Annotated in this window: 16 protein-coding genes; all 16 read right to left on the bottom strand. The window is 38.4% G+C overall.

The window, feature by feature from the left end; translation table 11 throughout:
* Positions 1 to 157: 157 nt before the first annotated feature.
* Entirely contained in the window at positions 158 to 403 is a 246-nt protein-coding gene (locus tag CZ487_RS07865; protein ID WP_077211571.1) for a YlmC/YmxH family sporulation protein, read from the bottom strand.
* Between the two features lie 114 nt (positions 404 to 517).
* The gene (locus CZ487_RS07860) at positions 518 to 1,756 is read right to left on the bottom strand and encodes a M16 family metallopeptidase (protein WP_077211570.1); all 1,239 of its coding nucleotides are present in this window, start codon (positions 1,754 to 1,756) and stop codon (positions 518 to 520) included.
* A 104-nt stretch (positions 1,757 to 1,860) separates the two neighbouring features.
* Complete coding sequence (locus tag CZ487_RS07855) at positions 1,861 to 2,823, bottom strand: polysaccharide deacetylase family protein (protein ID WP_077211569.1); 963 nt, start codon at positions 2,821 to 2,823, stop codon at positions 1,861 to 1,863.
* A 193-nt stretch (positions 2,824 to 3,016) separates the two neighbouring features.
* Positions 3,017 to 5,134: a polyribonucleotide nucleotidyltransferase gene (gene pnp / locus CZ487_RS07850; protein ID WP_077211568.1), complete on the bottom strand. Its 2,118-nt coding sequence runs from the start codon at positions 5,132 to 5,134 to the stop codon at positions 3,017 to 3,019.
* A gap of 386 nt (positions 5,135 to 5,520) precedes the next feature.
* Positions 5,521 to 5,790, bottom strand: coding sequence for a 30S ribosomal protein S15 (gene rpsO, locus CZ487_RS07845; RefSeq protein WP_077211567.1), 270 nt, complete (start codon positions 5,788 to 5,790; stop codon positions 5,521 to 5,523).
* A 172-nt stretch (positions 5,791 to 5,962) separates the two neighbouring features.
* Complete coding sequence (gene ribF, locus CZ487_RS07840; RefSeq protein ID WP_077211566.1) at positions 5,963 to 6,925, bottom strand: bifunctional riboflavin kinase/FAD synthetase; 963 nt, start codon at positions 6,923 to 6,925, stop codon at positions 5,963 to 5,965.
* Positions 6,926 to 7,106: 181 nt separating this feature from the next.
* Complete coding sequence (gene truB / locus CZ487_RS07835; protein WP_077211565.1) at positions 7,107 to 8,015, bottom strand: tRNA pseudouridine(55) synthase TruB; 909 nt, start codon at positions 8,013 to 8,015, stop codon at positions 7,107 to 7,109.
* Positions 8,016 to 8,112: 97 nt separating this feature from the next.
* Positions 8,113 to 8,481, bottom strand: a complete 369-nt coding sequence (rbfA, locus tag CZ487_RS07830) for a 30S ribosome-binding factor RbfA (protein ID WP_077211564.1) — start codon at positions 8,479 to 8,481, stop codon at positions 8,113 to 8,115.
* Positions 8,482 to 8,622: 141 nt separating this feature from the next.
* On the bottom strand, positions 8,623 to 8,904 hold the full coding sequence (locus CZ487_RS07825; RefSeq protein WP_077211563.1) for a DUF503 domain-containing protein: 282 nt from the start codon (positions 8,902 to 8,904) through the stop codon (positions 8,623 to 8,625).
* On the bottom strand, positions 8,904 to 11,129 hold the full coding sequence (gene infB / locus CZ487_RS07820; RefSeq protein ID WP_077211562.1) for a translation initiation factor IF-2: 2,226 nt from the start codon (positions 11,127 to 11,129) through the stop codon (positions 8,904 to 8,906). The genes CZ487_RS07825 and infB overlap by 1 nt, the downstream gene beginning before the upstream one ends.
* A gap of 19 nt (positions 11,130 to 11,148) precedes the next feature.
* On the bottom strand, positions 11,149 to 11,454 hold the full coding sequence (locus tag CZ487_RS07815) for a YlxQ family RNA-binding protein (protein ID WP_077211561.1): 306 nt from the start codon (positions 11,452 to 11,454) through the stop codon (positions 11,149 to 11,151).
* Positions 11,454 to 11,738: an RNase P modulator RnpM gene (gene rnpM, locus CZ487_RS07810; protein ID WP_077211560.1), complete on the bottom strand. Its 285-nt coding sequence runs from the start codon at positions 11,736 to 11,738 to the stop codon at positions 11,454 to 11,456. Before rnpM ends, CZ487_RS07815 begins: the two co-directional genes overlap by 1 nt.
* A gap of 18 nt (positions 11,739 to 11,756) precedes the next feature.
* The gene (gene nusA, locus CZ487_RS07805) at positions 11,757 to 12,905 is read right to left on the bottom strand and encodes a transcription termination factor NusA (protein ID WP_077211559.1); all 1,149 of its coding nucleotides are present in this window, start codon (positions 12,903 to 12,905) and stop codon (positions 11,757 to 11,759) included.
* A gap of 44 nt (positions 12,906 to 12,949) precedes the next feature.
* Positions 12,950 to 13,420, bottom strand: coding sequence for a ribosome maturation factor RimP (gene rimP / locus CZ487_RS07800; RefSeq protein ID WP_077211558.1), 471 nt, complete (start codon positions 13,418 to 13,420; stop codon positions 12,950 to 12,952).
* A 265-nt stretch (positions 13,421 to 13,685) separates the two neighbouring features.
* Entirely contained in the window at positions 13,686 to 18,008 is a 4,323-nt protein-coding gene (locus CZ487_RS07795; protein ID WP_077211557.1) for a PolC-type DNA polymerase III, read from the bottom strand.
* A 173-nt stretch (positions 18,009 to 18,181) separates the two neighbouring features.
* Positions 18,182 to 19,885: a proline--tRNA ligase gene (locus CZ487_RS07790; protein ID WP_077211556.1), complete on the bottom strand. Its 1,704-nt coding sequence runs from the start codon at positions 19,883 to 19,885 to the stop codon at positions 18,182 to 18,184.
* Between the last annotated feature and the right edge of the window lie 4 nt (positions 19,886 to 19,889).

Genomic DNA, 19,889 nt, shown 5'->3' with positions numbered 1-19,889 from the left:
TGACGAACTACTCCAACATACTATGTATGAACATTACAAATGGTGAGTTTTCCTAAAGAAACTCTCTAAAATGGACATAATCAATTTAGAAACGAAAGAGAAAACCAATAAATACAGAGCTCAAAAAACTAAAAAGAACTGGCAGCTGCCAGTTCTTTTACTCTTCTTCATCTGCGATATCAATGATAATCATATCATTTCCGATTTTCTTTATATGGTGCCACGGAACTCTTACCTCACCTCCATGTCTTTTGAAGCCGAACCATTTCAATGATGGAATCAGCAATGCACGAATTTGACCTGTATTCTCATCAATTTCGAGATCTGTTTGGCCCAACACTCCAAGCCTTTCAGCTTTTTTAACATCCACGATTTCTTTTCCGCTTAATTCGCTTAATCTCAAAAGTTCATCCCCTCCTCTCTGTCCTCTTTATATATGTATCTTCAGAGAAGGATATTTAGAATAAAGAAAAGAAAACAGTCTACTGGAACATAGACTGTTTTCTGGTCAGATTTTTTATTGAATGTTGTTTGGAAGATTTCCGTCTGGACTGATTAAAGAAACTGAAAATGGCCCATTGAAAATATTGTTTGCCATTTCATCTACTTTTTCTTTTGTCACTTCGTCAATTTGTTCTACAATTTCATCCAAACTGCGATGGCGCTTAAGAATTAGCTCATTTTTGCCATTTCGGCTCATACGGCTATTCGTACTTTCAAGGCTTAACATTAAGCTGCCCTTTAATTGTTCTTTACTATTTTTAAGTTCCTTTTCTGTTATTCCTTCAGCCTTTAACGTAGCAAGTGTCTCTTGGATCGTATCAAACAATACATTCAGCTGTTTTGCACCTGTTCCACCATAGATCGTTACAATTCCTGAATCCTGGAATGCAGAGTGGTAGGAAAATACGGAATAGGCGAGCCCTTTTTGTTCCCGAACATCCTGAAACAATCTTGAACTCATACTTCCACCAAGAATGTTATTTAATGTAATAAGGTTGTAAACATCTTCATGTCCCACCTGAAGTCCTTCAAACCCAATACATAAATGCGCCTGCTCTGTTTCTTTTTTGCGGGCCATATGGTTTGTGTGAAAAACAGGCTTATCTTCAGTGATTTCTTGTTTTCCGCCTTCATACGAACCAAAGTATTTCTCAACATCTGAAATAAAAGACTCTGAAATATTACCAGCGATAGATACTACGACGTTTTCAGGTGTATATGTATTATGCATATATTCTTTGAGCGTTTCCCCTGTAAACGTTGCTAACGTTTCTTCCGTTCCTAAGATCGGATAACCTAAAGGATGTTTTTCATAAATCGCCTTGCTGAGCAAGTCATGCACAATATCATCTGGCGTGTCTTCATACATTTTAATTTCCTCATAGACCACATTTTTCTCTTTATTAAGTTCCTCTTCTACAAAGGTAGAATTAAAGAACATATCTGCTAAAACATCTAAAGCAAAATTTGCGTGAGTATCTAATACTTTCGCATAATAGCAAGTGTATTCCTTAGACGTAAAAGCATTAACTTGACCTCCGATACTATCAAAGGACTCTGCAATCTCCCTTGCTGATCGAGTTTTTGTACCTTTAAAGAACATATGTTCAAGAAAATGTGAAATACCGTTATTTTTAGGTGTTTCATTGCGTGATCCCGTACCAATCCATACCCCAATCGCGACGGAACGAACTGTAGGGATGTTTTCTAAAACAATCCGAACTCCATTTTGACATGTATATTTTTTTATCAAATTGACCCCTCCTGATTTGAAACATGTTGCTACATCTATTACTGTATATGATTACTTCTTATCTTGTCTAATGAGAGGAACTTTTATCCTATATGATTTTATAACTATTTTAAATGTACCGTTTTCATGACTCGGTCCTCGCTTAGAAGCTCAGAAACAGTGTCTATTTCCAAATTTTTTGCTTTTATTTGCTTAATTAAACTCTCTAGGGATTTAGACGTTGCATCTGTTGGGTGCATTAAAATAAGCGCCCCATTATGAATTTTACTCATAACCCGGTTAATTAGAACTTCAGGGGTAGGTTTCTTCCAATCGATTGTATCCACACTCCATAGAACAGTCCCCATCTTTTCCTCTGCAGCTATTTTGATAACTTCATCTCGAAAACTGCCGCTTGGCGGACCTAACCAAACAGGACTAACCCCGGTAGTCGCTTTAATAACATCATTCGTCTTGTAAATCTCCTGTCGAATGGCACTAGCTGAAAGCTGCTGCATATTTGGATGAGAGTAAGAATGATTCCCAACTTCATGACCTGCTTCAGAAATCATTTTTGCTAATTCCGGGTGATTCTTGACCCATCTTCCCTCCAAGAAAAAGGTTGCTCGCACATTATGCTTCTTTAACGTTGCAAGCATTGGAGAGATAAATTCATTGCCCCATGCAACATTAATAATAAAACTTACCATCGGCTTATCAGGATGCCCTTTATATATAGGCTTTGGAGGAAGATCTTTCAGGTGTACACCTGGTTTCACCTGCTTAAAGACCAGTCTTTCAGCAATAAATTCTCCTTCTTCTTTCATTTTCTTATAAGAAGCATCAACATCCACGGCCAAACCATTATATCCAGGAATAGCACCCCAAACTGGATCTATTTTTGCATCAGAAGGCTCGCGTTCATATTCCTTGCCTTTTATAGTGATTTCTTCATACAAAGGATCTGAATGTTGATTAACTAAAAATGTTTCCCCTGCTAAAATGCCTAAATACTGATGTGTAAGAGAATTATTAACAATTAATAATGCAAGCAAAATCATCGTAACAATAGATATAAACCTTTTCATCCCGTTTGCCTCCTTCCCTACAAAGTATGTAGGAGAGGGACAAGGTAGAACATTCCTATCTGTCTTACTTAAATAAAACTTTATACATCTAGTAAGCAGATGATGCCGTTAAGAGTTGCCTTCAATATCTAAAAAAGAAGTCAGGGGTATTTCCTGACTTCTTTACAAGTAAAGTTATTGATAAAATGTAAACTTACTGATTTGCTTGTTCTTTCTCTTTTTGTTCACGTAAAACAGCCTTACGAGAAAGGTTTACACGACCTTGTTTGTCGATCTCTGTTACTTTCACAAGGATTTCATCACCAATTGATAAAACGTCTTCAACTTTGCCTACCCGTTCTTCTGCTAGTTCAGAAATATGGACTAAACCATCTTTACCACTGAATATTTCAACAAAGGCACCGAACTTCTCAATCCGTTTTACTTTACCTAAGTACATTTGCCCTACTTCCACTTCACGAACAATATCTTCAATAATCTTTTTCGCCTTTTGATTCATTTCTTCTTCTGTGGAAGCAATGAAGATCGTACCATCCTGCTCAATATCAATCTTAACACCAGTTTCTTCGATGATTTTATTGATTTGTTTACCGCTTGGTCCAATAACATCACGGATTTTATCAGGGTTTATTGCCATTGTTAAAATCTTTGGTGCATACTTCGAAAGGGTATTCTTAGGTTCAGAAATCGTTGCAAGCATAGAATCTAATATCTGCATACGGCCTTTTTTGGCTTGCTGCAAAGCTTCTTCCAGTATCTCACGGGATAATCCTGCAATTTTAATATCCATTTGCAGAGCCGTTACCCCTTTAGATGTACCAGCAACCTTGAAATCCATATCCCCTAAATGGTCTTCCATCCCTTGAATATCAGTTAATACTGTATAGAATTCACCAGATTTAACTAATCCCATCGCAATACCTGCAACTGGTGCTTTAATAGGTACCCCAGCATCCATCATTGCCAGCGTACTTGCACAAATACTTGCTTGAGATGTTGATCCGTTAGATTCAAGAACTTCTGAAACAAGTCTGATCGTGTAAGGAAAATCCTTTTCGGAAGGGATAATTGGTTCTAATGCACGTTCACCCAGTGCTCCATGACCGATTTCACGACGCCCCGGACCTCTCATTGGACCTGTTTCCCCTACACTAAAGTTAGGGAAATTATAATGATGCATAAAGCGCTTCTCTTCTTCGATTCCTAATCCGTCTAAAATTTGAACATCGCCCATCGCACCTAAAGTACAGATGCTTAAAGCTTGAGTTTGACCTCGTGTGAATAGACCTGATCCATGTGTTCTTGGCAGTATTCCAACTTCAGAAGAAAGCGGGCGAATTTCATCAGGCTTACGGCCATCTGGTCGCACTTTTTCTTCCGTAATTAAGCGGCGTACTTCACCTTTAACAAGCTTATCTAGAATTTGCTTTACCTGTTTAAGTGTGTCTTCCTCAACTTCTTGCTCCTCATACTTAGCGAGAACTTCATCTTTTACAGCTTTAATCGCATCTTCTCGCGCATGCTTCTCTTGAACTTGAATAGCTGAAATCATGTCCTTTTCACAAAGTTCACGAACTTCATTTTCTAAAGCTTCATCTACTTGATACAATTCAATTTCAAGTTTTTCTTTGCCAATTTTAGAAGCTATTTCTTCTTGGAAAGCAATCAAGCGTTTAATTTCATCGTGACCAAACATAATTGCCTCGAGCATTGTCTCCTCTGGGACTTCGTCAGCTCCAGCTTCCACCATATTAATGGCATCCTTTGTTCCCGCTACAACTAAATGAATGTCACTTTTTTCCGCCTGCTCTACTGTAGGATTAATAACAAAATTACCATCGATACGACCTACGGTAACCCCTGCAATTGGACCCTCAAACGGAATGTCTGAAACAGAAAGAGCCAGCGAAGATCCAAACATTGCAGCCATTTCAGATGAACAATCTTGATCCACACTCATAACCATACTTACTACCTGGACTTCATTACGAAATCCATCAGCAAATAACGGACGAATTGGCCGGTCAATTAGACGGCTTGCCAAAATAGCTTTCTCACTCGGACGGCCTTCTCTTTTAATAAAACCACCCGGAATTTTCCCAACTGCATAAAGTCTTTCCTCATAATTAACCGTTAATGGGAAGAAATCTAACTTTTTTGGCTCTTTTGACGCAGTAGCAGTACTTAATACTACTGTATCCCCATAACGTACTAATGCTGCACCGTTCGCTTGTTTTGCAAGTTGACCAATTTCAACAGTCAAACTACGGCCAGCCCAATCTATCGAGAAGACTTGCTTATCTTGTCCCATGTTTAATAAAACCCCTCTCTTACTAACTTGCATGGTGCTTAAGCTATATAAAATGTTTTTTTACACGCATATATATAATGAATTGTTAAATGCTGAAATAGCTGCATAGCCTTCAGTTATTTAAAACAATTATTGTCAATTAATCATTAAGATATAACACTGCTTTTCTATAGTATGTACATATTTATGAATACTTAAAATAATGGATTATGTATTATTAATTTTTACTGTTTTCATGCTAACAAAAAAGCGGGAAAAAATCCCGCTTTTCTTCATCCAGCTGCAGTGCCTAGCCCCTCTAGATAAAAGTACCATCCTAGAAAAGAAAGTACACCTTTCATGGATGCTTTTTTCGGGGTCTGTACAAGGCACTTCCGCTTTAGTTCTTATCGACGTAAGCCAAGTCTGTTGATTAACTCACGGTAACGTTGAACATCTTTATTACGAAGGTAAGTTAGTAAGTTACGGCGTCTACCTACCATTTTCAAAAGACCACGACGTGAATGATGATCCTTCTTATGCGTACGTAAATGTTCATTTAAGTTATTGATTTCCTCTGTTAGGACAGCGATTTGAACTTCTGGAGATCCAGTATCGTTCTCATGTACTTTGAACTCATTGATTAGTTCATTTTTACGTTCTTTTGTGATTGCCATCCGTTTCACCTCCTATATTTTCATCCCCGCTTACTGAGCAAGCGTCGGTGATTCGACTTGCCAAGCAAGGGTTCATTTTTTGGTACGTTAATAAGAATACACTGATTTCTGACAAAATGCAAGACTAAACGTTTTATTTTTAATAACTCCCCGTGTCTTTATGTCGAATATTTTAAGATTCGCGAATAACCGAATTTTCCTTAAAATACAGAAGTGCATGTTCTTTATCTTTTTCTATCTGCTTCACTAATTCATCAATCCCAGAAAACTTTTGTTCAGCTCGAATACGTTCATGCCATTCAACAACAACTTGCTTACCATAGATGTCTTTGTTGAACTCAAAGATATGCACTTCAATTGATGGTCTATTGGATTGTTCTTTATTAAAGGTAGGTTTGTATCCTACATTACAAACACCCTCATACCAGTTCCCATCCACAAGAAAGCGTACAGAGTACACACCGACAGGCGGGAGTAGATATGCGTCTTCCACATCCGTATTCGCAGTTGGAAATCCAATTGTTCTTCCACGTTTATCGCCATGAATGACGATACCTCTTGTAGAATAAAATCGACCTAATAGGTTAGGAAGCTTTTGCATTTCACCATTCCGAATGCTGGATCGAATAAGGGTTGAACTTACTTTGTCATGTCCAACCGAAAGCTTCGGCACCACTGTGAAATCAAAAAATTCTCTGGAATGAAATGGTAACGTCTCCATTGTCCCTTTGCCCATTCTACCATATGAATAATCAAATCCTGCAACAACATGAACACCATTCAAGCCAATGATATACTGGTCCACAAATTCTTGTGGCAAAAGATTCGCAAATTCATTGGTAAAGTGAACCACAAACAAGAAATCAACATTCATGTCAGAAATGAGTTTAATTTTGTCTCGGAGTGGAGTAATGTACTCGACATGCTGCACATCCTTCCGAAGAACGACAGATGGATGCGGGTCGAATGTCATGACAGCGCTCTTTATTCCTCTTTCATTCGCAACCTTCATCGCAGTTTTAATCACTTTTTGATGACCTAAATGAACGCCATCAAAATAACCTAAGGCTATCACCATCGGCAGAAATTGATCCTGCTGTAAATCATGGGGGTGATGAATATTAATTACTTCCACGCGCATTCACCTTTCTCTCGAAAAGCGCAAGCGCCTAGTCCAATCTAGGACAACCAAGCCGAACCTCTCCGCCTTGACTATAGAGAAGTGACTTGTGGCCTTGAGGGGGCAGGCGCTGGAGCTAAACAGTAGTCAAAGTTTATACTTTTACCTTTATTGTTGTAAAACCTGTGTAAACGGTTTAATTTCTTAACACCTTCACCGGTTTCATTAATCCTGGCTTGTTTGGATGAGCCTCATAAATAGCTAATGCTGTTTCATCTGGAGCTTCCATAACGAATGGACCAACATCCTCCAGTTCGTCAGGCATTTGTAAGACAGCTCCATTTTTTACTTTCTCAATTAATTTATCACTTATTTTGTATTTCGGCAAATTTAACAAACCGTCCTCAATCGGTTTTAACGCTTCCATAATCGTACCTTTTTCAATCATTTCCTCAATATTCTCAAAAGTAAAGCAGTCTTCCAGCTTAAAAGAAGCTGACTGGATTCTGGACAATTCAGACATATGTGCTGGGTATCCTAATTCTTCACCTATCATCACTGCTAAAGTCCTTATGTACGTACCTTTACTGCAAGATACTCGAAAGCGGAATTTTATTTCTTCTCCGCTAAAAACGTCCCGGTCATCCAATAAATCAATTCTATAGATAGTGACTGTTCTCGTAGGACGGTCAACTTGTATCCCACTTCTCGCATATTCATACAGTTTCTTTCCATTCACTTTGACAGCAGAATACATAGGAGGTGTTTGCTGTATTTCCCCTGTTAACTTTCTTAGTACATTTAAAATCTCTTCTCTTGAAAATGCTTTAACAACTTTCTTCTTCTCAACAACGTCTCCTCCAGCATCCTCCGTTGTTGTTGAGTAACCTATTGTGACTTCCCCTTCGTAGGATTTTCCAGCCTCCGTTATGTATTCCGCTACTTTTGTTGCTCTCCCAATACAGATTGGCAATACACCCGTTACATCGGGGTCAAGCGTACCTGTATGGCCTACTTTCTTTGTTCTTAACATTTTACGCAGCTTGAAGACACAATCATGTGATGTCATTCCTTTAGGTTTATACAATGGCAGAATCCCTTCCATCCACATCCTCCGTTTCTCAACACTGTTGGCAGTCTTTTGTAATTGAAAAAAGGATAGACTAACTGTCTACCCCCTTTTCCATCCTTCATCTGACCTGTTATTCTTCCCGTTCAGAATCCTTATATTTATCTTCCTTCAATTGATAAAGAAGAGAGTCGATCCGGTTACCATAATCGATTGATTCATCAAATTCAAAGATAATTTCCGGTGTTTTTCTAAGTCTGATTCTCTGCCCTATTTCTGAACGAATAAAGCCTTTTGCTTTAGCAAGTCCCTTTAAAGTATTTTCTTTTTGTTCATCATCACCAAGAACAGAAATAAACACTTTTGCTTGCTGCAGATCACCGGTTACTTGAACATCCGTTACGGTCACAAACCCTATCCGAGGGTCCTTTATTTTCCGTCCAATAATTTCCCCTAGTTCCTTTTTCATTTGTTCTCCAACACGATTGGATCTAAGGCTCATTTTATGTCACCTCGTTATAATGCGTTGGCGCAATTGGAGTCCCTCATCGAGATTTGCAAACTATAATTTCTTGCGACCTTCTCTCAGAGGGATTAGCGCCGAAGCTAGACTGTTTTAAAACCTCTCTGCAGTTATGACTCCTTATAACCACTCTATCTCCGTAATTGTACGTTCAATTTCTGGAAAAGAATCGATAAACCTTAATGCATGCTGCAGTTCTGTTTCTGTTGACACTTGAGAAGAGGTTACCACTACGATAGCAATCTTTGTTCTTTGCCACACATCTTGAAAATCAACCTCAGAGACTGATACGTTGAACTTTTGCTTTAAACGGGTCATCACCCTTTGCAGTACAGCTCTTTTTTCTTTTAAAGAATGGGCATCGTAGATTAAGCATTCAAAGGCAGCTAGCCCAACTATCATTAACGTACCACTTCTTCCATAATATATGCTTCAATGATGTCTCCTTCTTTCACATCATTGAAATTTTTAATGGTAATTCCGCATTCGTATCCTTGTGCAACTTCCTTGGCATCATCTTTAAAACGTTTTAAAGCATCGATTTCACCCTCAAAGATAACAATGCCATTACGGATCAAGCGCACACCGCTGTGACGGGTAATCTTACCATCTGTAACGTAAGAACCAGCGATCGTACCAACCTTTGATACCTTAAATGTTTGACGAACCTCTGCCTGCCCAATGATCTTTTCTTCAAATTCTGGGTCAAGCATCCCTTTCATCGCCGCTTCGATTTCCTCAATTGCTTTATAAATAATTCTGTGTAAGCGGATATCAACTTCCTCAGACTCAGCTGCACGTTTTGCGTTAACATCAGGTCGTACGTTGAAACCAATCACAATTGCATTTGAAGCGGCAGCTAATGTGATGTCAGATTCATTAATAGCTCCTACACCTGTATGAATGATTTTAACTTTAACACCTTCAACATCAAGCTTTTGGAAAGCAGCTACAACTGCTTCAACTGAACCTTGAACGTCAGCTTTTACAATTAAGTTAAGTTCCTTCATTTCACCTTGTTTCAAGTGATCAAATAAATTATCTAAACTTACACGTGTCTTTTCACTTCTTTGTGCCTGAACAGCAAGTGATGCTCTTGCTTCCCCAACTTGGCGGGCTGTTTTCTCATCTTCAAATACAACAAAGCGATCTCCTGCCTGCGGTACATCATTTAATCCAGTAATTTCTACTGGTGTAGAAGGGCCTGCTTCTTTCACACGGCGGCCAAGATCATTAACCATTGCACGAACACGGCCAAAAGTATTACCAACTACGATCGGATCACCAACATGAAGTGTACCATTCTGAACAAGTAGTGTTGCTACAGATCCACGGCCTTTATCTAATTGAGCTTCAATGACAGTACCAATGGCTTTACGGTTTGGATTAGCTTTATATTCTTCTACTTCACTCACTAAAAGAATCATTTCTAATAAGTTGTCAATTCCTTCACCTGTTAAAGCAGAAAGAGGGACAAAAATTGTTTCTCCGCCCCATGCTTCAGGAATTAATCCATGTTCTGTTAACTCCTGCATCACGCGGTCTGGGTTTGCTGCTTCCTTATCAATCTTATTAACAGCAACAATGATTGGTACTTCTGCTGCTTTCGCATGGTTAATTGCTTCAACAGTTTGCGGCATTACCCCATCATCAGCAGCAACAACAAGAATAGTTATATCGGTAATCTTAGCTCCACGTGCACGCATTGTAGTAAAAGCGGCGTGTCCTGGAGTATCAAGGAATGTAATCTTTTTACCATTTTCCTCAACTTGATATGCACCAATATGCTGTGTGATTCCGCCTGCTTCACCAGCGGTAACTTTTGTATGACGAATGGAGTCAAGTAAAGTTGTTTTACCATGGTCAACGTGCCCCATAATGGTTACAACCGATGGTCTTTCAACTAAATCTCCATCTTCATCCTCAGTAAAGTAAACCTCTAGATCAGTAGTATCTATTTTGATTTCTTCCTCAACCTCAACCCCGTACTCAGAAGCAATTAATTCAATAGCATCTTTATCGAGATCTTGATTGATTGTCGCCATAACACCTAACATGAACAGTTTCTTAATAATCTCAGATGGCTCACGATGAAGCTTCTTTGCAAGCTCAGCAACTGTAAGTGACTCACTAAATGTGATTTTAGATGGCAGTTCCTTCTCTTTTTTCTTTTGCGGCTGATTGTTTGATGGCTGATGCTGGTTTTTGCCTTTGTTATGCTGATTCTTGTTTTTATTTGAAGTATTTTTAGCTTTATTTTTATTAAAAGCCTTTGCCTCTTTAGATTGATTTTCTTGAGCACCTTTTTTTCCATCACGTGCCTTAGGTGCCGTCTTTACTTTCACCTTAGATGGCGCAGTATTTTTATCATCATCATCTTCAAACGCACTTGCTTTCGATTTCGGCTGAACGGATTGCTGTGGAGCTGGTTTTGAAGGTTGATTTTTCTTCTGAGGCTGCTTATCCTCTTGTTTGTTGAATGTTTGATCAAGCTTTTTGATCGTATCTTCTTCTATTGTTGTCATATGGTTAGAAACCTCTATATTCATTTCTTTTAGTTTTGAAATTACGTCTTTACTTGATACATTATGTTGTTTTGCATATTCATAAACTCGGATTTTACTCATATTTACACCCCCGCTAGATTTAATCGAGCAACGTGATTAGCTTTTTAGCAAATCCTGCATCTAAAACGGCCACTACTACGCGGGCTTCTTTTCCAATCGATTGACCGAGCAAAAAACGGTTTTCAACAATTTTATATGGAATTGAAAAGGATTTGCATTTATCCGTTACTTTTTTCGCTGTATTAGCAGATGCGTCCGCAGATAATAAAACAAGTTTTGCTTTATTCGTTCTAATTTCCTTTACAACGAGTTCCTCACCGGAAATAATTTTACGTGCTCGATTGGCTAAGCCAAGTAATGACATCCATTGATTATTTGAATTCATCAGGATAGTCGTTTCTCCTTCTCTATCATTTCTAATAGTTCTTCATAAATAGATTCATCGATCTCAGCTTCTAAATGATTTTTTAATATATTTTTCTTCTTCGCCTTTAAAATTGCATCTTTATCTTTCAATAAATAAGCTCCACGACCAGATTTTTTTCCCGTTAAGTCAATGGACACTTCTCCCTCTTTGGAGCGAACGATGCGAACGAGTTCTTTTTTCGGCTTCATTTCACCGGTAGCGACACATTTTCGCATAGGAACTTTTTTCTTTTTCATGTTCATTCATCATTCACCTCACACTTAATCAAGGATATCTTCGTTATCATCAAAATCTAAGCTGAAGTCGGAATCATAGTCTGAATCATCTTCATCATCAAAAGTTAAAATGCCTTCTTCTCGAGGGTAAATCCCTGCCTCTCTGGCATCTGTTTCTGATTTGATGTCGATCTTCCAACCTGTCAGCTTTGCAGCTAAACGAGCATTTTGACCACGCTTTCCAATGGCAAGCGATAGTTGATAATCAGGCACTACAACAGTTGTTGCCTTTTCTTCCTCGTTGACGATTACATCAAGCACTTTAGAAGGACTTAAAGCATTAGCAACGAAAACAAATGGATCATCAGACCATTTTACGATGTCAATTTTTTCACCTTTCAACTCATTTACAATGGCCTGTACTCTCGTTCCTTTAGGACCTACACAAGAGCCTACTGGGTCAACTTCAGGATTATCGGAATGAACAGAAATCTTTGAACGGTCCCCCGCTTCGCGGCTCACAGACTTTATTTCAACTGTTCCATCATATATTTCAGGAACTTCCATCTCGAATAATCTTTTAAGTAATCCGGGATGTGTTCTAGAAACGAAAATTTGTGGACCTTTCGTTGTTTTTTCTACTTTTGTAATAAACACCTTTATGCGATCATGGGGTTTATATCTTTCGTTCGGCATCTGTTCGTTTGCTGGCAGGATCGCTTCAATCTTTCCTAAGCTTACATAAATAAACTTCGAATCGACACGTTGAACAATCCCAGTCATAATATCTTCTTCACGATCGATAAACTCAGAATAGATAATACCTCTTTCTGCTTCTCTAACTCTTTGAGTAACAACCTGCTTTGCAGTTTGTGCTGCAATACGGCCAAAGTCCTTTGGTGTTACTTCTAATTCCACCACATCTTCAATCTGATAGTTAGGATTAATTTTGCGTGCATCCTCTAAAGAAATTTCTAATCTAGGGTCGAATACTTCCTCAACTACTTCTTTACGAGCAAACACTCTCATCGTTCCGGAGCCAAGGTTTAAATCAATTCGAACATTTTGCGCTTGATTAAAATTTCTTCTATATGCTGATATTAATGCCGCTTCAATTGCTTCAATTATAACATCCCTTGAGATTCCTTTTTCTTTTTCAAGCAATACAAGAGCATCAAGCAATTCACTGCTCATTAGTATGTATCCCCCTTTTAACCTATCTGCAATATTTTTTACTCTTAAGAGAATGTAACGGCTAAACGTGCGTTCGCAATTTTTTCCATCGGTATTTTAATGCTTTTCTTCCTAGTTTTGATTAAAATGTCGATCGTCACTTCTTCACCATTAAAATCCGTTAATACACCTTCAAACGTCTTCTCACCATCAATCGGTTCGTATGTTTTAATAAACACATTTTTACCAACTGCCTTTTCATAGTCCCTTGTTTTTTTCAATGGACGTTCAGCTCCAGGTGATGATACTTCAAGAAAGTAGTTATATGGAATTGGATCTATTTCGTCCAATTTTTCACTGAGTTTTTCGCTGACAACTCCACATTCCTCAATATCTACTCCATTATCTTTATCGATATACACACGAAGGAACCAGTTCTTCCCTTCTTTAACATATTCAATATCGACTAATTCTAAATTCAATTCTTCAACAATAGGAGCAGCTAAACCCTCAACAACTTCTATCACTTTACTCATTATTTCCCTCCTGACATAAAAGGTCATGTCAATTATCTATCAGCACTGTTTGAGGATAAAACAAAAGCTTATTCATAAGCTAGCTATGTAAAAAAAGTCTACACAACACGAAAGAGTGGGGTGACCCCACTCTTGGTTACGAGAGTTATCGTTAGTATTTCCAATAAAACTATACCATATCCAAATTTTTTATGCAAATGGAATAGCTGTCCGTTCATTGATACTAAAGGCATGACGCCGTTTTAAATAGACATAGAGTTGTCTACTAAAATAATGATAGTTGGTTTTGCTCAGGTAGATCTTGTAAGCATCCGTGGTTGTCCAAGTATTCAATAATGGTTTTTGAAACCTTCCCCCGTTTTTGCAAATCTTCTTTAGAAAGAAACTCTCCTTCTTCCCTTGCTTTTACGATATTAATCGCGGCATTCGTTCCAAGTCCAGGGATTGAATTAAATGGTGGAATCAGGGATTTTCCATCAATAATGAATTCAGAAGCGTGTGACCGATAAAGATCCACCTTCTGGAAAGAGTAGCCCCTTTCACTCATTTCCAGTGCTAATTCTAATACGGTTAAAAGGTTTTTTTCTTTTGGTGCTGCATCTAACCCTTTAGCGTTAATTTCTTCAACTTTTGCTCTTATTGCTTGTGACCCTTTTGCCATCGCATCTACATCAAAATCCTCCGCCCTTACTGTGAAATAAGCTGCGTAATATAGAATTGGGTGATGAACTTTAAAATAAGCAATTCGAACTGCCATCAAGACATATGCAGCGGCATGGGCCTTAGGAAACATATATTTTATTTTTTTACATGAATCAATATACCATTCCGGAACTTCATTTTTCCTCATTTCTTCTTCCATTTCATCTGTTAAGCCTTTCCCTTTACGAACAGACTCCATAATTTTAAAAGCAAATGAAGGCTCCAAACCTTGATAAATCAAATATACCATGATATCGTCACGACACCCGATTACTTCACTTAGTGTACAGATATTGTTATGAATTAGTTCTTGAGCATTCCCGAGCCATACATCAGTACCATGTGACAATCCAGAAATCTGGACTAATTCTGAGAATGTAGTTGGCTTTGTATCTTCCAGCATTTGACGTACAAATCGTGTTCCAAACTCAGGTATGCCAAGTGTTCCAGTTTTACACATGATTTGTTCTTCTGTTACACCTAATGCCTCAGTCCCACTGAAGATTTTCATCACTTCAGGATCATCGGTAGGAATCGTCTTTGGATCAATACCGCTTAAATCTTGCAGCATCCTAATAACGGTCGGGTCATCGTGTCCCAGAATATCTAACTTCAATACATTATCATGGATAGAATGGAAGTCAAAATGGGTCGTTTTCCATTCAGAGTTTCGATCGTCAGCCGGAAACTGAATCGGACTAAAATCGTAAATGTCCATATAATCAGGTACAACTATAATTCCTCCAGGATGCTGTCCAGTTGTACGTTTTACACCGGTGCAGCCAGAAGCTAGTCTTTCAATTTCAGCACCGCGTAGTTGAAGATCATTATCTTGCTGATAAGCTTTTACATAACCAAACGCAGTTTTATCAGCAACTGTTCCTATAGTACCAGCACGGTATACATAATCTTCACCAAACAAAACCTTTGTATAGTTATGAGCCCGGGGCTGATATTCCCCAGAAAAGTTCAAATCGATATCTGGCACCTTATCTCCCTTGAAACCAAGGAAAGTTTCAAACGGAATGTCATGTCCATCTTTTTTGAATACCTCTCCGCAGTTCGGGCAGTCCTTATCAGGCAAATCAAACCCTGACCCTACTGAACCATCATTAAAAAATTCAGAGGTTTTGCAATTAGGACAAACATAATGCGGCGGTAAAGGATTAACCTCTGTAATTTCTGTCATCGTTGCCACCAAGGAGGATCCTACTGATCCACGGGAACCAACAAGGTAGCCATCATCTAATGATTTTTTTACAAGCTTATGAGAAATTAAGTAGATAACGGCGAAACCATGCCCGATAATACTTTTCAGTTCTTTTTCCAAACGTGCCTCAACGATTTCTGGCAGAGGATCTCCATAAATACTTTTGGCCATACTGTAGCTCATTGACCTCATTTCTTCTTCTGCACCTTCAATTTTAGGTGTATACAAGTCGTCCTTAATTGGTTTAATCACTTCGACCATATCAGCAATTTTATTCGTGTTTGTTACAACAATCTCCTTTGCTTTTTCTTTTCCAAGGAAGCTAAATGCCTCAAGCATTTCGTTTGTTGTTCTAAAATGTACATCAGGCAATTTATGTCGATTTAAAGGATTGGCCCCGCCTTGGGAATTGACAAGTATTTTCCGGTAAATTTTATCATTAGGATTTAAATAATGAACATTTCCAGTTGCGACAACTGGAAGATCTAAATCCTCACCAAGCTTGATAATTTTTTGAATAATATCTTCCAAGTTTTGCTCATCTTTCACTAAATCTAATTCTAATAAATGCGCATAAACTTCTTTCGGGTGAACCTCAAGATAATCATAAAATCTAGCCGTGTCGACAACCTCTTCTGGCGCCTTTTGCATCATCCCTTCAAAAACTTCCCCTTTATCGCAACCAGAACCTACTATAATTCCTTCACGGTATTTTTGCAGGACGGATCGAGGAATACGCGGAACACGATAAAAATAATTAATATGAGCGATGGAAACGAGTTTGAAAAGGTTTTTTAACCCTACATCGTTTTGAGCTATCAACGTACAGTGATAGGGACGGCTGCGTTGATAGGCATTCCCTTGACCCATGTTGTCGTTTAACTGATCATGGAACTCAATCCCTTTTTCAATCGCTTCCTTTAACATAATGTTAAGCAAATGTCCTGTTGCTTCAGCATCATAAATCGCACGGTGATGTTGCGTGAGCTCAACATTAAATTTCTTCGCCAATGTATTAAGACGATGGTTTTTCATTTCTGGATACAAAAAGCGTGCCAATTCTAATGTATCAATGACGGGATTACTCGCTTTATCAAGGCCGCTTTTTTTGTATCCTACATTTAAGAACCCCATATCAAACGATGCATTGTGGGCAACGAAAACGGCATCTTCTGACCATTGGTGAAAATCTCTCAGTACCTCATCAATGTCGGGTGCGTTCTGTACCATTTCATCAGTGATACCAGTCAATTCAATCGTTGTTGCAGATAACGGATGATGAGGGTTTGCGAATGCCTCAAACCGATCAATGATTTCACCTTCCTTAATTTTCACTGCAGCTAACTCGATAATGGTGTCATAGGCAGCAGATAACCCCGTTGTTTCCACATCAAATACGACATATGTGTCATCTGCAAGGGAGCGATGCGCATCATTATAGGCTATAGGTACACCATCATCAACAAGGTTCGCTTCAACTCCATAAAGGATCTTAATATCATGTTTTTTACCTGCACTAAATGCTTCAGGGAAGGATTGTGCCACAGCATGATCTGTTATAGCGATTGCTTTATGTCCCCATTTTTTTGCTTGAGATACCAAGCTTCCTACAGAACTGACAGCATCCATTTGACTCATTGGCGTATGAAGATGTAACTCTACTCGCTTTTCATCATCAGGCGCTGTATCTTTTCTCTCAATTGGTTTGATTTCATTAACATCATTTCCAATCATAACGAGATCACGTACAAATGTATCATTCTGGATGCTTCCGCGGACTTTTAGCCACATTCCTTTTTTAACTCTTTCAAAAATGGCTGCGTCCTCTTTATCTCGAGAAAACATCTTAACAATAATGGAGCTGGTATAATCAGTAATCTTAAAGGTAAGCAATGTTCTTCCACTGCGCAATTCCTTTGTCTCGCTTGCAAACACATACCCTTCAATCGCAATTCGTCTTTCTTCGTCGACAATATCAATGAGTCTGCGGAAATCAGCATCATCCTTAATCGTTAAACCAATTGTAACAGGACCTGAAGGCACCTCGCCTCCCGAGGAATCTTTTTCAGCCTCTTGTTTCTGCATTTCAAGTAATGCCTGCAGACCTCTTTCTTCATCCTCTTTACGTTTAGCTTGTAGAAATTGTTCGTACTGTTCATTCGCATGGTTTTCATTCACTTCTGTGTCAATGACAAGAGGAGGAAAACCAAACCCCTGATAGGAATCATTTATTAAGTTGGCATATTTTCTTTTAACAGTAGTACCTTCTAATTCATTGCCAACTCTTAAAACAATCCGATTGCCATTAACAGATGGAATTTGTTCATTTAATAACTTAATAATCGGAGGTGACATACCATCAATCTCTTCTATACTGCTCTTCCAGTAATCTATAATTAACTGTTCAGAGATCTCTTGATTTTTGACATTTATCGTATAAGAAACTCCTGCGATATGGGAAAAGGTCTTTTTTAGTTGTGTTGTAAAAAGGTTATAAACATGGAATGGTAATATATTTTCAAAAATAAAAGAGAAGCTCCATTTCCTCGCTTTTTTTTCAACAATAACTTTATCAATTTCAGCATGTTTAAAGTATGGAACGATTGCATCGTCCGTTAGCTGCATTTGTTGGAGTAAAAGCTGGAAACGTTCTTTTTTACCTGATTCACTGCTCATCAACCTCTCTCCCCTCATTTTATAATATGGCTGATCGACAGCTTAAAAATAGTTTTATTAATTAAACCAAGAGTAATTATAACATAACTAACGAAAGGAATTAGTTTGCAGCCTAGAGAAAAATATATCCAGCTGAATAGAAAAAACCGAGCAAAAATCGCTCGGTAATCATCTTATAGATTAGCAAATAACTGACTAATTGTTTCAACCAGATTGTCCTTATGAACCTCTAGCATCTCACCTGTTTTACGCACTTTTACTTCTACAATACCTTCTGGAGCTTTTTTACCGACTGTGATTCGAACTGGTAATCCGATTAAATCTGAATCAGTAAACTTTACTCCTGGCCTTTCAGCACGATCATCGAATAATACTTCATAACGGTTTTCCTTAAAAAGAGCATATAGTTCTTCTGCCAGTGAAGCTTGTCCTTCATCTTTCATATTTACTGCAATAAGATGAAGATCATATGGCGAAACGTTGACAGGCCATACTAATCCCTTTTCATCATTAAATTGTTCCGCAACTGCAGCCATTGTTCTTGAAACACCGATTCCATAGCATCCCATTATCATTGGCTGAGTTCTCCCATTCTCATCTAAATAGGTTGCTTCCATCGCTTCACTATAGCGGGTTCCCAGCTTAAATACATGCCCTACTTCAATACCTTTAGCAAAAAGTATCTTTCCTTTTCCATCTGGTGAAGGATCTCCTTCTTGAATAAATCGGAGGTCAGCATAACGTGCAGAAGGGAAATCACGGCCTGGATTAACATTTACAAAATGAACATGTTCCTCATTTGCTCCGCATATTCCATTCACGATAAATTCAACTGCATGGTCAGCAACAATCTCAACGCTCTCAACATTTACCGGTCCCAAGGAACCAACTGAACAGCCAAGTATTTCCTTTGTTTCTTCAGGAGATGCCATTTCGACAGTACTAGCTTCCAGTAAATTCTTTAATTTGATATCGTTCACTTCGTGGTCTCCACGAACTAGCACCAATACATATTTATCATCCACTTTGAATAATAATGATTTAATACATTCTTGAGGGTCAACTTTTAAAAATGTTGAAACTTCCTCGATTGTTTTTTGATTTTCAGTCATAACTTTTTCTAATGCTTTTTCTGGTTCACTACTTTTCGCATATTCTCTGATAACTGGTGCCATCTCAATATTCGCAGCATAATCAGACGTATCTGAATAGGCAATCGTATCCTCACCCACTTCAGATAAGACCATGAATTCATGCGTATCTTTTCCACCCATTGCACCTGAATCTGCAATAACTGCCCGGTAGTCAAGACCACAACGGCTGAACACATTTGAATAAGCTTGAAATAATTTTTGATAGACCTCGTCCAAGCTCGATTGTGATGAATGAAAAGAATAGGCATCCTTCATAATAAATTCTCTGCCGCGAAGCAACCCAAAACGCGGACGCTTTTCATCACGGAATTTTGTTTGAATTTGGTACAGTGTTAAAGGTAATCTTTTATAAGATTTTACCTCGTCTCTAACCAAACTAGTTATTACTTCTTCATGAGTAGCCCCAAGAGCAAATTCTCTGTCATGACGGTCCTTCAATCTCATCAACTCTGGTCCGTATGTATACCATCTTCCAGACTCCTGCCATAATTCTGCCTGCTGAAGTGCTGGCATTAAAAGTTCTACCCCGCCAGCATGATCCATTTCTTCACGAACAATATTCTCTATCTTTTGCAGTACCCGTTTTGCTAATGGTAAATAGCTGTATACCCCACTAGCGTTCTGTCTCATAAATCCAGCTCTTAAAAGTAGTTGATGACTTTTTATTTCAGCATCTGCAGGAACTTCACGCAGCGTTGGAATCAGCGTCATACTTTGTTTCATTTTC

This window comes from Robertmurraya dakarensis (assembly GCF_900156875.1).
Lineage (GTDB): Bacteria > Bacillota > Bacilli > Bacillales > Cytobacillaceae > Robertmurraya > Robertmurraya dakarensis.
This window is presented reverse-complemented; position numbering and strand designations above follow the sequence as displayed.

What these genes read in the sequence shown, in the direction of transcription:
- CZ487_RS07790 (WP_077211556.1), bottom strand. Translation starts at nt 19,885, where the DNA reads ATGAAACAAAGTATGACGCTGATTCCAACGCTGCGTGAAGTTCCTGCA.
- CZ487_RS07815 (WP_077211561.1), bottom strand. Translation starts at nt 11,454, where the DNA reads ATGAATTCAAATAATCAATGGATGTCATTACTTGGCTTAGCCAATCGA.
- rnpM (WP_077211560.1), bottom strand. Translation starts at nt 11,738, where the DNA reads ATGAACATGAAAAAGAAAAAAGTTCCTATGCGAAAATGTGTCGCTACC.
- rpsO (WP_077211567.1), bottom strand. Translation starts at nt 5,790, where the DNA reads ATGGCAATCACAAAAGAACGTAAAAATGAACTAATCAATGAGTTCAAA.
- truB (WP_077211565.1), bottom strand. Translation starts at nt 8,015, where the DNA reads ATGGAAGGGATTCTGCCATTGTATAAACCTAAAGGAATGACATCACAT.
- CZ487_RS07855 (WP_077211569.1), bottom strand. Translation starts at nt 2,823, where the DNA reads ATGAAAAGGTTTATATCTATTGTTACGATGATTTTGCTTGCATTATTA.
- rbfA (WP_077211564.1), bottom strand. Translation starts at nt 8,481, where the DNA reads ATGAGCCTTAGATCCAATCGTGTTGGAGAACAAATGAAAAAGGAACTA.
- nusA (WP_077211559.1), bottom strand. Translation starts at nt 12,905, where the DNA reads ATGAGCAGTGAATTGCTTGATGCTCTTGTATTGCTTGAAAAAGAAAAA.
- CZ487_RS07795 (WP_077211557.1), bottom strand. Translation starts at nt 18,008, where the DNA reads ATGAGCAGTGAATCAGGTAAAAAAGAACGTTTCCAGCTTTTACTCCAA.
- rimP (WP_077211558.1), bottom strand. Translation starts at nt 13,420, where the DNA reads ATGAGTAAAGTGATAGAAGTTGTTGAGGGTTTAGCTGCTCCTATTGTT.
- pnp (WP_077211568.1), bottom strand. Translation starts at nt 5,134, where the DNA reads ATGGGACAAGATAAGCAAGTCTTCTCGATAGATTGGGCTGGCCGTAGT.
- infB (WP_077211562.1), bottom strand. Translation starts at nt 11,129, where the DNA reads ATGAGTAAAATCCGAGTTTATGAATATGCAAAACAACATAATGTATCA.
- CZ487_RS07825 (WP_077211563.1), bottom strand. Translation starts at nt 8,904, where the DNA reads ATGATAGTTGGGCTAGCTGCCTTTGAATGCTTAATCTACGATGCCCAT.